The organism is Streptomyces hyderabadensis, from assembly GCF_020404845.1.
In the GTDB taxonomy this organism is placed as follows: Bacteria; Actinomycetota; Actinomycetes; order Streptomycetales; family Streptomycetaceae; genus Streptomyces; species Streptomyces hyderabadensis.
The window spans coordinates 1-14,531 of record NZ_JAIOJZ010000001.1 but is presented as its reverse complement, the minus strand read 5'-3'; the positions used below and the strand labels follow the sequence as shown (position 1 = coordinate 14,531).

Here is a 14,531-nt window from a genome sequence, read left to right as displayed (position 1 = left end):
CCGGCCGGTGCCGCCGGTCAGAACAACGGCTCGGGCAGCACACCCTCCAGCGCGAGCAGCCGCCGCTTGGTGCCCACGCCGCCGCCGAACCCGCCGATGCCGCCGTCGCTCTCCACGACCCGGTGGCACGGCACGACGACCGGCAGCGGATTGGCCCCCATGGCCATGCCCACCGCCTGGGCGGCGCCCGGCTGCCCCACCCGGCGGGCCAGGTCGCCGTAGCCGACGACCTGGCCGTAGCGGACGCCGGACGCCAGCTCGCGCAGCACCTGCCGGTTGAAGCCCGAGATCAGCGACCAGTCCAACGGCACGTCGAAGTCGCGCCTGTGGCCCGCGAAGTAGGCCTCCACCTGGCGTATCGCCTCGGCCAGCAGCGGGGAGCCGGGCGCCTCGACGGGCTCCGTGCCCAGCCGGGCCGCGAGCCGTTCGAGCGCCCGGTCGCGGGTGGCGCCGGTCGCGTGGAACACGACGTTGACCAGACCCTCGCGGGTGGCGGCCAGCAGCAGCGGACCGATGCCGGTCCCGACGACGGTCCACACGACCTGCTGTTCGTACTGCCCAGGGCTGTCCATGCGCCCACGGTACGGCCCGCCACTGACAACGCCGGTCAGTCCACGGCGTCCCGCACCACGTCGGGTTTGTTGGTGATGATGCCGTCGACCTCGTACCCGGCCACCCGGCGCGCGGTGTCCGCGTCGTCCACCGTCCAGGTCAGGACCTCCAGCGGCCTGCCGTGCGGCCCGGTGAACGCGTGGACCGCGGACACGTAGCTCATGGAGAGCGAGCCGTACGACGGGTTGATCTGGTCGGCGAACTCCGCGTACGCCGGCAGCTCCGAGACCGCCGGGGTGCCGAGGAACCCGGTCTTGACGGCGGGCTTGAGGTCGTGGACCGTCCGGATGCTGTCGGCGTCGAAGCTCTGCACGACCAGCCGCCCGGCCACGTGCCGCCGGTCCAGCCAGCCCTCGTTGGCGAGGACCTTGAGCGTCTGCCGCTCGATGCCCGGGTACAGCCCGGGGCTCTTCAGCTCCAGCAGCAGCTTCTGGTGGTTGCGCTCCACCCGCTCCACGTACTGCTCCAGCGTCGGCACCCGCGCGCCCGCGTACTCGGACCCGAACCAGCTGCCCGCGTCCAGCCGCGCGATCTCGGCGGCCGTGAAGTCCTTCACCTTCCAGGGCGACCGGTCCGGGAAGACCTCCTCCACGTCGGTCGTACGGGCCAGGCTCTCGTCGTGGAGGACGACGAGTTCGCCGTCCCGGGTGCGCTGGACGTCGTTCTCCACCCAGCGGATGCCCAGCTCGGCCGCCCGGTCGACGGCGGCCAGCGTGTTCTCCGGCGCGTACCCGGAAGCGCCCCGGTGGGCGACGACCGTGGGCCCGTCCCCGCCCGCCTGGTCGGCCCGGGCGTGCGAGAGGGGAGCCGTGAGGGCGACTCCAAGAAGGGCGGTGGTCGTGACGGCTACTGCGCGCACGTGCATGCGTACTCCTCGCGTCGAACGATCACGGACAGCACCACTGTGACATCAGAGAGTCAACAAAAGAGGGGTGCGGAGTGGCCACAGGCTGAATGGAGTTGCTCAACTACGCTCACGGGGGCGGCACAACTGGGGTGAGACCGTGATTCTTTGCCGGAGAATCGTTCGACCATTCCGGTGGAAGTCATACTCTCTGCTCTCGACCCTGATCGTCCGCGCGGTCCTGGGAGGGGCGCAGATCAGGAGAATCCGGGACATCACCGGGGCGTAAGAAGGCGGAAGGGCAGCCGCACATGCAAGGCACGGTCCACGGATTCGGCTACGGACTCGTCACACCGCTGGCGGCCTACCTCATGGCGTGCCTCGGCGGCGCCCTCGGTCTGCGCTGCACCGCCAGGGCCATGCTCGTCACCCGTTCCTGGCGTCCCGGGTGGCTCGCCCTCGGCTCGGCGGCGATCGGCTCCGGCATCTGGACCATGCACTTCGTCGCGATGATGGGCTTCACGATCGAACACACGCCGATCCGCTACGACTGGCTGATGACCTTCGCCAGCCTGGCCGTCGCCATCCTCATGGTGGGGGTCGGGATCTTCATCGTCGGCTACCGGGGAGCGACCGGGACGGCCCTGTTCACCGGAGGCACCATCACCGGCCTGGGCATCGCGTCCATGCACTACCTGGGAATGGCCGGGATGCATCTGGACGGGCAGCTGACGTACAACACCCTCACCGTCGCCGGGTCCGTCGTCATAGCCATGGCCGCCGCCACCGCCGCCCTGTGGGCGGCCGGACAGGTCCGGGGCTTCCTGTGGAGCGTGGGCGCGGCCCTGATCATGGGACTCGCCGTCACCGGCATGCACTACACGGGGATGGCCGCAGTCGAGGTCCACGTCAGCGGCACGGCCGAGCCCGCCGCCGGCGGATCGCCCGCCGAACTGCTCGCCCCCATGCTGATCGGTCCCCTCGCCTTCCTCCTCCTGGCCGGCGCCGTCGTGGTGCTCGACCCGCTGATGGTGACGGGGAAGCCCGCCGCGGCCCCCGTCGAGCGGAAGCCGGGCATCCCCGCCCACACCGACGGCGTGCGCACGATCCGCCGCACGGCACGCCACCCCGTGCGCCGCACCCGCCGCCCCCTGGTCCACCGGCGCCCCCGCACCCCGCAGAACCGCTGACCGGGACCCGTTGTCAGTGCGGGGTCGTACGGTGGAACCCATGCGGCCCGTTTCCCAGATCGAACGCACGGTGGCGCCCTTCGAGGTCGTCAGCCCCTACCAGCCGAGCGGCGACCAGCCGACGGCCATCGCCGAGCTGGCCCGGCGCGTCCAGGCAGGCGAGAAGGACGTCGTCCTGCTCGGCGCGACCGGCACCGGCAAGTCCGCCACCACCGCGTGGATGATCGAGAAGCTCCAGCGCCCCACCCTGGTGATGGCGCCGAACAAGACCCTGGCCGCCCAGCTGGCCAACGAGTTCCGCGAGCTGCTGCCCAACAACGCCGTCGAGTACTTCGTCTCGTACTACGACTACTACCAGCCCGAGGCCTACGTCCCCCAGTCGGACACCTACATCGAGAAGGACTCCTCGATCAACGAGGAGGTGGAGCGGCTGCGCCACTCCGCCACCAACTCGCTGCTCACCCGCCGTGACGTCGTCGTGGTCGCCTCCGTGTCCTGCATCTACGGCCTCGGCACCCCGCAGGAGTACGTCGACCGCATGGTCCCGCTGCGGGTCGGCGAGGAGCACGACCGGGACGAGCTGCTGCGCCGCTTCGTCGACATCCAGTACACGCGCAACGACATGGCCTTCGCCCGCGGTACCTTCCGGGTGCGCGGCGACACCATCGAGATCTTCCCGGTCTACGAGGAGCTGGCCGTCCGCATCGAGATGTTCGGCGACGAGATCGAGGCCCTGTCCACGCTCCACCCGGTCACCGGCGAGATCATCAGCGACGACCAGCAGCTGTACGTCTTCCCGGCCTCCCACTACGTCGCTGGCCCCGAGCGCCTGGAGCGGGCGGTCAACGACATCGAGAAGGAGCTGGCCGAGCGCCTGACCGAGCTGGAGAAGCAGGGCAAGCTCCTGGAGGCCCAGCGGCTGCGCATGCGCACCACGTACGACATCGAGATGCTCCGCCAGATCGGCTCCTGCTCCGGGGTGGAGAACTACTCGATGCACTTCGACGGCCGCTCGCCCGGCTCTCCGCCGAACACCCTGCTGGACTACTTCCCGGACGACTTCCTGCTCGTCATCGACGAGTCGCACGTCACCGTCCCGCAGATCGGCGCCATGTACGAGGGCGACGCGTCCCGCAAGCGGACCCTGGTCGACCACGGCTTCCGGCTGCCCTCCGCGCTGGACAACCGCCCGCTGAAGTGGGAGGAGTTCCAGGAGCGCATCGGTCAGACGGTCTACCTGTCGGCGACCCCGGGCGCCTACGAGCTGTCCCGCTCGGACGGCGCCGTCGAGCAGATCATCCGTCCCACCGGCCTGGTCGACCCGGAGGTGGTCGTCAAGCCCACCGAAGGCCAGATCGACGACCTGGTGCACGAGATCCGCAAGCGGACCGAGAAGGACGAGCGGGTCCTGGTCACCACCCTCACCAAGAAGATGGCCGAGGACCTCACCGACTACTTCGTGGAACTCGGCATCCAGGTCCGCTACCTGCACAGCGACGTCGACACGCTGCGCCGCGTCGAGCTGCTGCGCGAGCTGCGCGCCGGCGAGTACGACGTCCTGGTCGGCATCAACCTGCTGCGTGAGGGCCTGGACCTGCCCGAGGTGTCCCTGGTGGCGATCCTCGACGCCGACAAGGAGGGCTTCCTGCGCTCCGGCACCTCCCTGATCCAGACCATCGGGCGCGCGGCGCGCAACGTCTCCGGCCAGGTCCACATGTACGCGGACAAGATCACGCCGGCGATGGAGAAGGCCATCGACGAGACCAACCGCCGACGCGAGAAGCAGGTCGCGTTCAACAAGGCGAACGGCATCGACCCGCAGCCGCTCCGCAAGAAGATCAACGACATCGTGGCGCAGATCGCCCGCGAGGACGTCGACACCGAGCAGCTCCTGGGCTCGGGCTACCGCCAGGCGAAGGAGGGCAAGGGCGCCAAGGCTCCGGTGCCCGCGCTGGGCGGCCAGGCGACGGGCGGAGCCAAGGCGGCCAAGGGCCGGGCCAAGGAGACGGCGGTGACCGACCGTCCCGCGGCGGAGCTGGCCGAGCAGATCGAGGACCTCACCACCCGGATGCGGGCCGCCGCGGCCGACCTCCAGTTCGAGATCGCGGCCCGGCTGCGCGACGAGGTCTCCGAGATGAAGAAGGAACTGCGCCAGATGAAGGAGGCGGGCCTGGCCTGACGGCCCGGTCGGGCACGCGCTGTGTTGCAAGACCGACACAAAGCACGGACCGGGGTGGGTCACTGTCAGTGCCCCTGCGTAGGGTTCTGGTCAACCGCGGGCACCGCGGCAACAGGGGACAGTTCGAGAGGGGATCAGCGCGTGACCGTCAACATGACCAAGGGTCAGGCCATCAGTCTGCAGAAGAGCGACGGCGGCAGCCTGACGTCGGTGCGCATGGGTCTCGGCTGGCAGGCGGCTCCCCGGCGCGGCCTGTTCGGTTCGCGCACCCGGGAGATCGACCTGGACGCCTCCGCGGTCCTCTTCGCGGACAAGCAGCCGGTCGACGTCGTCTTCTTCCGCCACCTGGTGAGCGACGACGGCTCGGTGCGCCACACCGGGGACAACCTCGTCGGCGGTGTCGGCCAGGGCGGCGACGACGAGGCGATCCTCGTCGACCTGCAGCGCGTCCCGGTCCACATCGACCAGATCGTCTTCACGGTGAACTCCTTCACCGGCCAGACCTTCCAGGAAGTGCAGAACGCCTTCTGCCGTCTGGTCGACGAGACCAACGGCCAGGAGCTGGCCCGCTACACGCTGGCCGGCGGCGGGGCCTTCACGGCCCAGATCATGGCCAAGGTGAACCGCTCCGGCCAGGGCTGGGCGATGACCGCCATCGGCACCCCGGCCAACGGCCGCACCTTCCAGGACCTCATGCCGGCGATCCTGCCGGTCCTGTAGGCGGCAGGCCTGGAGCTGCGGTGGTCCGGCCGCAGCCGTCCGACACGAACCGGCCGGTCCCGTTCGCGGGACCGGCCAGGCCCGCATGACGTCTCGCGGGTGACACACGATCGACACAGGGGGAAGGCGATGACGGCCGAGCTGACGCGGGGACAGAACCACCCGCTGCCCCGGGCCCGTCTCGAGATCCGGGTCTCGGCCGGCACGCCGGTCGTGGCCGGGGCCACGCTCGGCGACGAGAACGGCACGATCCACGGCGTCGAACGGGTGGTCCACCCGGGCGCGCCCACCCTTCCGGGCCTGGAGGTCTCCCGGCAGGCCGCCGCCGATCACCGCCTCGCGGTGGACCTGGACGCCGTGCCGGATGCGGTGCACCGCGTCAGTGTGCTGCTCGCCCTGCCCATCGGCGGGAGAGGCCCGGCCCGGTTCGGGGCCGTCGCCGCCCCCTTCGTCGCCGTCACGGATCTCGACGGCGACGAGGTCGCCAGCTACACCATCACCGGCCTGGAGGCCGAGTCCGCCGTCGTCGCCCTGGAGCTCTACCGGCGCCAGGGCGCCTGGAAGGTCCGCGCCGTCGGCCAGGGCTACGCGGGCGGTCTCGCCGAGCTGCTCGCCGACCAGAAGCTGCCCGAGGCCCACCAGCTCGCGGCGAGCATCCACGAGGCGGTGGCGAGCGGGCTGGCCCGTTCGATACCCGCCCCGCCCGCCGCCGCCCCGGCACACCGTCCGGACCACGGCACCCCGCCCCCGACCGGCCCCGGTACGCCCGTACCGCCGGCGTCGTCTCCGTACGACCCCCAGGGTGCTTCCGCTCCCGGCCCGCAGACGCCCGGGGCGCCGGGGCGACACGGGGCGCAGCAGCCGTACCCGGGCGGGCCGGGGGAGTCCGCCACCACCGGCCAGCCGGCCGCGCCCGCCGGCGGCCCGATCGACTACAGCCACCCCCGCCGGCAGAACACGGCACCGCCCCCGCCCCCGCCGGCCGCGCCCCCGGCCGAACCCGGTCAGCCGGCCCGGCCCGTCGCCGGCGACGCCACCGGCTGGTCCATGGAGGAGCGGCTCTACAACCAGGTGTGGGGCATGTTCGAGGACCTCGCCCGCACCACGGCCGCCTACCGCAGCGCCGTCGACTTCGCCGACTCCCGCATGGAGAAGGAACTCGACCAGGTCCTGGCCGACCCGCGCAGCCGGATCGGCGGGCAGGGGGACGCCGCCCGCGAGGGGGCGCGCGCCCGGCACGGCCAGTTGGTGGCCCAGGCCCGGGAGGTGCTGGACCGGGACGTCGCCCAGCTCGTCGCAGAGGCGGAGGTCGTCGAACCCGCGCTGCCGGCGGCCTTCGCCCGCTGGGACAACCCGGTCTGGCACGCCTACCGCGTCCCGATGGAGATCCCGATGGCCCTCAGGCTGGGCGATCTCCATCTGCCGGAGGCCGACCGCATCCGCATCCCGATGCTGATGCGGCTGCCGCTGGAGCGTGGCCTGTGGATCGACAGCGGGCGCTCCGCCTCGCTCGACGGTTCGTTCGCCGACTCCCACGAGATGCGGCGCCTGGGCCTGGAGACGGCCGTCGCCCACGCCGCCCGGCTGCTCGCCGTCTATCCGGCGGGCGAGTTCACCGTGCACGTCATCGACCCGGCCGGATCCGGGGCGCAGGCACTGGCGCCGCTGGTGCAGAGCGGGGTGCTCGCCGCGCCGCCCGCCCAGGGCGCCGCGGGGACGGCGGACGTACTGGCCCGTCTCACCCAGCGCGTCGACCTGGTCCAGATGGCCTTGCGCGGAGGCGCCCCGGACGCGCTCCCGCCCGGTCTCGACACCTCGCAGCAACTGCTGATCGTCAACGACTTCCCGCACGGTTTCGACGACCGGGCCGTCAACCAGCTGCGCTACCTCGCCGACGAGGGGCCGGCCGTCGGCGTCCACCTGATGATGGTCGCCGACCGCGAGGAGTCCGCCGGGTTCGGGCCGCTGCTCGATCCGCTGTGGCGCTCGCTGCTCCGGCTGACGCCGGTGGCCGACGACCACCTCGCCGACCCGTGGGTCGGGCATGCCTGGACGTACGAGCCCTCGCTGGTGCCGCCCGGCAGCCAGGTGCTCCAGCAGGTGCTCGCGCAGGTCGCCGCCGCCCGCCGTTCGTGGGGTCGGTGACCGCTCCCGAGCTGGGCTTTTGAGCTTAATTTGCAAATCTCTTTACCATCCCTTGGGGATTGGGGTACTGTCGTCCGTACGGAGGGGAGTACTCCCTGTCTGTGCGGCGTACCCGTCAATACGGATCAGGCCAGATCCCGGGGCGTCGGCCCGTGGTTCCAGACGCATCGCGCGTCCCAGGTTCCCGGGTGGAAGAGACCTCCGGCAGCGACGACGCTGACATCTGCCGTGTGACGTACTGCCGGAGGCGTAGTGGAAGTTTCGGTGACCCTGTGGGTCCTGACCATCGTGGGCCTTGCCGCCCTCATCGCGGTCGATTTCTTCATCGGCCGCAAACCGCACGACGTGTCGATCAAGGAAGCCGGCATCTGGACCGGCGTCTGGATCGCCTTGGCGGGCCTCTTCGGGCTCGGCCTGCTCTTCTTCGGCGGCGGTGAGCCCGCCGGCGAGTTCTTCGCTGGCTTCATCACCGAGAAGTCGCTGAGCGTGGACAACCTCTTCGTCTTCGTCCTGATCATGGCGAAGTTCGCGGTGCCCTCGCAGTACCAGCAGCGGGTCCTGCTCATCGGTGTCCTCATAGCCCTGATCCTCAGGGCCGTCTTCATCGCCGCGGGCGCGGCGATCCTCGCCAGCTTCGCCTGGGTCTTCTACATCTTCGGTGCCTTCCTCATCTACACCGCCTGGAAGCTCATCCAGGAGGCCCGGGCCGACGAGGAGGACGAGGAGTTCGAGGAGAACAAGCTCCTCAAGGCCGCCGAGCGACGCTTCGGTGTCGCCGACCGGTACCACGGCACCAAGCTGTGGATCGAGGAGAACGGCAAGCAGATCATGACCCCGATGCTGGTCGTGATGCTCGCCATCGGCACCACCGACGTGCTCTTCGCGCTCGACTCCATCCCGGCGATCTTCGGCCTGACGCAGGACCCGTACATCGTGTTCACGGCCAACGCCTTCGCCCTGATGGGTCTGCGCCAGCTGTACTTCCTCATCGGCGGCCTGCTGAAGAAGCTGGTCCACCTGTCCTACGGCCTGTCCGTGATCCTGGGCTTCATCGGCGTCAAGCTGGTGCTGCACGCCCTGCACGAGTCCGGCGTCCACGTCCCCGAGATCAGCATTCCGGTCTCGCTCGGCGTGATCTGCTCCGTCCTGATCGTCACCACGATCACCAGCCTCCGTGCCTCGAAGAAGCAGGCCGAGGCCGAGGCGGAGACGGCGGCCGCCGGGAGCGGCGAGGCGTCGAAGGACAGCGTCGAGGCCTGATCCACCCGGGTCCGGGAGCGGCGAACGGCAAAGCCGTTCTCCGCTCCCGGCCTGCTCGTCGGGCCGGTCCACGCCCCTGCAGGGAGGCGTCCACCTGATGCTGTTCGCGGCGTACCTGGAACTGGCCGTCAACCCGTAGCCCGGGACCGGGGCGTCCGCGCACCGTGATAGACCGGGGACCGAGCGGCGGCCGCGCAGGGGCCGCAGCACCCCCTCACGGACCGGAGGAACCGTGCCCCGCACCCTGGCCAACGCACCGATCATGATCCTGAACGGGCCCAACCTGAATCTGCTCGGCCAGCGCCAGCCGGAGATCTACGGCTCCGACACCCTCGCCGACGTCGAAGCGCTGTGCGTGAAGGCGGCGGCCGCGCACGGCGGCACGGTGGACTTCCGGCAGTCCAACCACGAGGGCGAACTGGTGGACTGGATCCACGAGGCCCGGCTGCACCACTGCGGCATCGTGATCAACCCCGCCGCCTACTCGCACACGTCCGTCGCGATCCTCGACGCGCTCAACACCTGCGACGGGCTGCCGGTGGTGGAGGTCCACATCTCCAACATCCACCAGCGTGAGCCGTTCCGGCACCACTCCTACGTCTCGCAGCGCGCCGACGGGGTCGTCGCGGGGTGCGGTGTGCAGGGATACGTCTTCGGGGTGGAGCGGATCGCGGCCCTGGCCGGGGCGGGCTCGGCCAGGACCTGAGGCGCCGGGGCCGCCGGCCGGGGGCGGGGGTCGGGAGGCCGGCGGCCCGTGCCGCGCAGGAGCCGTCGTTCCTGTGCGGGGCTGCCACCAGTCGACCGCGCCGCACCCTCGCGCGGGGAGCGCGCGCGGACCGCGGGTGTGTGCGAACGCTTCACACGGGGCGCGCACCCGGGCGCGAGGGCGCGGACACGTGCCGGACGCGCCCGCCCTGGAAGCTCCCGCGCCTCACCAGCCGCGCGCCCGCCACTCCGGCAGGTGCGGCCGCTCCGCGCCGAGCGTCGTGTCGTTGCCGTGGCCGGGGTAGACCCACGTCTCGTCCGGGAGCGGGTCGAAGACCTTGGTCTCCACGTCATGGATGAGGCTCGCGAAGGCGTCCGGGTCCTTGAAGGTGTTCCCCACGCCGCCCGGGAACAGGCAGTCCCCGGTGAACACGTGCGGATGCCCGTGCGGGTCGTCGTAGACCAGGACGATGGAGCCCGGTGTGTGGCCGACGATGTGGCGCGCGGTGAGCTCCACCCGGCCCACCCGGATCGTGTCGCCGTCGTCGACCAGGACGTCGGTCGGCACCGGGATGCCCTCGGCGTCGTGCCGGCCGGCGTGGGTACGGGCGCCGGTGGCCGCGACGACCTCGGCGAGCGCCTGCCAGTGGTCGCCGTGCCGGTGGGTGGTGACGACGGACGCGATGCCGTCGTCACCGATCGTGCCGAGCAGGGTGTGCGCGTCGTTGGCGGCGTCGATCAGCAGTTGCTCGTCGGTGGCCCGGCAGCGCAGCAGATAGGCGTTGTTGTCCATCGGGCCGACCGCGACCTTGGTGATCATCAGGTCCTTGAGCTCGTGCACGTCGGCGGGTCCGCCGACCGTCACCTCTCCGCTGTACGTCATGACGGCCAGCCTAGCGCCGGGAGGCCGCCCGCAGGCTGCCGCCTAGAGGGGAGGCAGGACCGGCAGCGCACCGCCCTCCACCGTGAGCGCCGAGCCCGCACGACGCCCGGCGAGCCAGCCGAGCAGATCGGCCGGGGGACCGGTGACGGTCACCTCGGCGGCCGCCGCCTCCCGCCCCGTGCGCCACGCGCGCGTGCCGTCGGTGAGCCGGGTCGGCGGCACCTCGGGGTGACCGGTGAACCGGGCGGCGAGGAAGTCGGTCTCCCGCTCGGTGAACTCCGCCGGGAGGTCCTCCAGCTCGTAGCCGATGCCCAGGTCCACGTGGTGCAGCGCCACCTCGGCCCAACGCCGGAACGGCACCCTGGAGGCCGAGTCGGTGATCCCGTTGCGCAGCTCCACGGTCCGCGACCAGTCCGCGGGGACGGCCGCCGTGTCCTGGAACCGGGCCGCGCTCTCGCGCACGTCCGCGAGCTGGACGTCGAGCGGGCGCGGGGCGTCCCGCTCGATGTCGGCGTCCCGGGCCTCGCCGGAGACGTACATCGGGCGTCCTTCGAGGACGTTCACGAGGGCGTCGGCGTTGCGGGCGAGGTGGGCGAGGACATGGCCACGACTCCAGCCGGGCAGCCGTGACGACTCCGTCACGGACGCGTTGTCCAGTTTCCCGACCGCGGTGAGGAGCCGCTCGGTAGCGTCACGTACAGACTCCAGGTCATGAGCGTGATCAATCATGCTGCTGACCTTAGACCGGACCACACCTTCGGGTGAAGGTTGTGCACGGCCCCCGTAATTCGAATGCACGTGCTATATGGTCGTAAGCGGCGTCGGGCATGCTGGGAAGTCGGGGTTTGTTGACAACCGGTGAATCCGACCGGCGTTGTCAGTGGCTCCCCCTAGTCTGAGAAAGACGGGGGCCCCGCCCCTGTCACTTCTCTCAAGAAAGGTGCGGACCGGCGTGGCCGACCGTCTCATCGTCCGTGGCGCGCGCGAGCACAACCTGAAGAACGTCTCGCTCGACCTGCCTCGTGACTCGCTCATCGTCTTCACGGGCCTGTCCGGGTCGGGCAAGTCCTCCCTGGCCTTCGACACCATCTTCGCCGAGGGCCAGCGGCGCTACGTGGAGTCGCTCTCCTCCTACGCCCGGCAGTTCCTCGGCCAGATGGACAAGCCGGACGTCGACTTCATCGAGGGCCTCTCCCCGGCGGTCTCCATCGACCAGAAGTCGACCTCGCGCAACCCGCGTTCCACGGTCGGCACCATCACCGAGGTCTACGACTACCTGCGCCTGCTCTTCGCCCGCATCGGCAAGCCGCACTGTCCCGAGTGCGGCCGGCCGATCTCGCGCCAGTCGCCGCAGGCCATCGTGGACAAGGTCCTGGAGCTGCCGGAGGGCAGCCGCTTCCAGGTGCTGTCGCCGCTGGTGCGCGAGCGCAAGGGCGAGTTCGTCGACCTCTTCGCCGACCTCCAGACCAAGGGCTACTCCCGCGCGCGGGTGGACGGCGAGACCGTCCAGCTGTCCAACCCGCCCACACTGAAGAAGCAGGAGAAGCACACCATCGAGGTGGTCGTCGACCGCCTCACCGTGAAGGACTCCGCCAAGCGGCGCCTGACCGACTCCGTGGAGACCGCGCTCGGCCTGTCCGGCGGCATGGTCGTGCTCGACTTCGTCGACCTCCCCGAGGACGACCCCGAGCGCGAGCGGATGTACTCCGAGCACCTGTACTGCCCGTACGACGACCTGTCCTTCGAGGAGCTGGAGCCCCGCTCCTTCTCCTTCAACTCGCCCTTCGGCGCCTGCCCCGACTGCTCCGGCATCGGCACGCGCATGGAGGTCGACCCGGAGCTGATCGTCCCCGACGAGGACAAGTCCCTCGACGAGGGCGCCATCCACCCCTGGTCGCACGGGCACACCAAGGACTACTTCGGCCGCCTGATCGGCGCCCTCGCGGACGCGCTCGGGTTCCGTACGGACATCCCCTTCGCGGGCCTTCCGCAGCGTGCCCGCAAGGCCCTGCTGTACGGCCACAAGACCCAGGTCGAGGTCCGCTACCGCAACCGGTACGGCCGCGAGCGCCGGTACACCACGGCCTTCGAGGGCGCGATCCCCTTCGTCAAGCGCCGGCACAGCGAGGCGGAGAGCGACGCCAGCCGCGAGCGCTTCGAGGGCTACATGCGCGAGGTGCCCTGCCCCACCTGCGAGGGCACCCGCCTGAAGCCCCTCGTCCTCGCGGTCACCGTCATGGGCAAGTCGATCGCCGAGGTCTCGGCGATGTCCATCAGCGACTGCGCGGACTTCCTGGGCGAGCTGACGCTCAACGCCCGTGACAAGAAGATCGCCGAGCGGGTCCTGAAGGAGGTCAACGAGCGGCTGCGGTTCCTGGTCGACGTCGGCCTGGACTACCTCTCGCTGAACCGCGCGGCGGGCACCCTCTCCGGCGGCGAGGCCCAGCGCATCCGGCTGGCCACCCAGATCGGCTCCGGACTCGTCGGCGTGCTGTACGTCCTCGACGAGCCGTCCATCGGCCTGCACCAGCGCGACAACCACCGGCTGATCGAGACCCTGGTCCGGCTCCGGGACATGGGCAACACCCTCATCGTCGTCGAGCACGACGAGGACACCATCAAGGTCGCCGACTGGATCGTCGACATCGGCCCCGGCGCCGGTGAGCACGGCGGCAAGGTGGTGCACAGCGGCTCCCTGAAGGAGCTGCTCGACAACGCCGAGTCGCAGACCGGGCTGTACCTGTCCGGGCGGAAGGCCATCCCGCTGCCCGACATCCGGCGCCCGCAGGACCCCTCCCGGCGGCTCACCGTGCACGGCGCCCGGGAGAACAACCTCCAGGACATCGACGTGTCCTTCCCGCTGGGCGTGTTCACGGCCGTCACCGGCGTCTCGGGTTCCGGCAAGTCGACGCTGGTCAACGACATCCTCTACACCCACCTGGCCCGCGAGCTGAACGGCGCGCGGAACGTCCCGGGCAGGCACACGCGCGTGGACGGCGACGACCTCGTCGACAAGGTCGTCCACGTCGACCAGTCGCCCATCGGCCGCACCCCGCGGTCGAACCCGGCGACGTACACCGGCGTCTTCGACCACATCCGCAAGCTGTTCGCCGAGACGACGGAGGCGAAGGTCCGCGGCTACCTGCCCGGGCGCTTCTCTTTCAACGTCAAGGGCGGCCGCTGCGAGAACTGCGCGGGCGACGGCACGATCAAGATCGAGATGAACTTCCTCCCGGACGTCTACGTCCCGTGCGAGGTCTGCCACGGCGCCCGGTACAACCGGGAGACCCTGGAGGTCCACTACAAGGGCAAGTCCATCGCCGACGTGCTGAACATGCCGATCGAGGAGGCGACCGACTTCTTCGAGGCGGTGCCCGCGATCTCCCGGCACATGAAGACCCTGAAGGACGTGGGCCTCGGCTACGTCCGGCTCGGCCAGTCCGCCACCACCCTGTCCGGCGGTGAGGCCCAGCGCGTCAAGCTCGCCAGCGAGCTGCAGCGCCGCTCCACCGGGCGCACGGTCTACGTCCTGGACGAGCCGACCACCGGTCTGCACTTCGAGGACATCAGCAAGCTGCTGACGGTCCTCGGCGGCCTGGTCGACAAGGGCAACACGGTCATCGTCATCGAGCACAACCTCGACGTGATCAAGACCGCCGACTGGGTCGTCGACATGGGCCCCGAGGGCGGTGCCGGCGGTGGACTGGTGGTCGCCGAGGGCACCCCCGAGCAGGTCGCGGGCGTCCCCGCCAGCCACACCGGCAAGTTCCTGCGGGACGTCCTGGGCGCCGACCGGGTCAGCGACGCGCCGTCGGTGACCCGGCCGCGCAAGGCGGCGAAGACGGTGGCGACCAAGGCCACCGCCAAGAAGACCGCCACGAAGACGGTCACCGGCACGGCCGCCAAGAAGGCGACCGCCGCCAAGACGGCCAAGACGGCGGCCAAGAAGGCCGCCAAGCCCGCCGCGAAGAAGACCACGCGGACGAGCAAGGC

At 70.7% G+C, this 14,531-nt stretch carries 11 protein-coding genes; 7 read left to right on the top strand and 4 right to left on the bottom strand.

Features of this window, described 5'->3' with window-relative positions:
* Nucleotides 1-17 precede the first annotated feature (17 nt).
* Both K7854_RS00055 and K7854_RS00050 read right to left on the bottom strand, forming a co-directional pair.
* Nucleotides 18-572 carry a methylated-DNA--[protein]-cysteine S-methyltransferase gene (locus K7854_RS00055; RefSeq protein WP_226024240.1) on the bottom strand — a complete coding sequence of 185 codons (555 nt, stop codon included), beginning with the start codon at nucleotides 570-572 and terminating at the stop codon, nucleotides 18-20.
* Nucleotides 573-607: 35 nt separating this feature from the next.
* The gene (locus K7854_RS00050; protein ID WP_226024239.1) at nucleotides 608-1,477 is read right to left on the bottom strand and encodes a glycerophosphodiester phosphodiesterase; all 870 of its coding nucleotides are present in this window, start codon (nucleotides 1,475-1,477) and stop codon (nucleotides 608-610) included.
* 290 nt (nucleotides 1,478-1,767) lie between these two features.
* Between K7854_RS00050 and K7854_RS00045 the strand changes: the two genes are divergently transcribed.
* The 6 genes from K7854_RS00045 to aroQ all read left to right on the top strand — a co-directional run bounded on the left by K7854_RS00045 (nucleotide 1,768) and on the right by aroQ (nucleotide 9,656).
* Nucleotides 1,768-2,646, top strand: a complete 879-nt coding sequence (locus tag K7854_RS00045) for an MHYT domain-containing protein (protein ID WP_226024238.1) — start codon at nucleotides 1,768-1,770, stop codon at nucleotides 2,644-2,646.
* Between the two features lie 40 nt (nucleotides 2,647-2,686).
* Nucleotides 2,687-4,825, top strand: a complete 2,139-nt coding sequence (gene uvrB / locus K7854_RS00040; protein WP_226024237.1) for an excinuclease ABC subunit UvrB — start codon at nucleotides 2,687-2,689, stop codon at nucleotides 4,823-4,825.
* A 141-nt stretch (nucleotides 4,826-4,966) separates the two neighbouring features.
* Entirely contained in the window at nucleotides 4,967-5,545 is a 579-nt protein-coding gene (locus K7854_RS00035) for a TerD family protein (protein WP_226024236.1), read from the top strand.
* Between the two features lie 129 nt (nucleotides 5,546-5,674).
* Nucleotides 5,675-7,690, top strand: a complete 2,016-nt coding sequence (locus K7854_RS00030; protein ID WP_226024235.1) for a TerD family protein — start codon at nucleotides 5,675-5,677, stop codon at nucleotides 7,688-7,690.
* A 252-nt stretch (nucleotides 7,691-7,942) separates the two neighbouring features.
* Nucleotides 7,943-8,950, top strand: coding sequence for a TerC family protein (locus tag K7854_RS00025; protein WP_226024234.1), 1,008 nt, complete (start codon nucleotides 7,943-7,945; stop codon nucleotides 8,948-8,950).
* Between the two features lie 232 nt (nucleotides 8,951-9,182).
* Nucleotides 9,183-9,656 (top strand): type II 3-dehydroquinate dehydratase, encoded by a 474-nt coding sequence (gene aroQ, locus K7854_RS00020; protein ID WP_226024233.1) that lies wholly within the window; start codon nucleotides 9,183-9,185, stop codon nucleotides 9,654-9,656.
* 225 nt (nucleotides 9,657-9,881) lie between these two features.
* Here aroQ and K7854_RS00015 read toward each other — a convergent pair whose 3' ends face one another.
* Together K7854_RS00015 and K7854_RS00010 are read right to left on the bottom strand one after the other, a co-directional pair.
* Nucleotides 9,882-10,538 carry an MBL fold metallo-hydrolase gene (locus K7854_RS00015; RefSeq protein WP_226024232.1) on the bottom strand — a complete coding sequence of 219 codons (657 nt, stop codon included), beginning with the start codon at nucleotides 10,536-10,538 and terminating at the stop codon, nucleotides 9,882-9,884.
* A 42-nt stretch (nucleotides 10,539-10,580) separates the two neighbouring features.
* On the bottom strand, nucleotides 10,581-11,267 hold the full coding sequence (locus K7854_RS00010) for a maleylpyruvate isomerase family mycothiol-dependent enzyme (RefSeq protein WP_226024231.1): 687 nt from the start codon (nucleotides 11,265-11,267) through the stop codon (nucleotides 10,581-10,583).
* A gap of 223 nt (nucleotides 11,268-11,490) precedes the next feature.
* Between K7854_RS00010 and uvrA the strand changes: the two genes are divergently transcribed.
* The coding region (gene uvrA / locus K7854_RS00005; RefSeq protein WP_226024230.1) for an excinuclease ABC subunit UvrA at nucleotides 11,491-14,531 on the top strand (3,041 nt) is incomplete at its 3' end.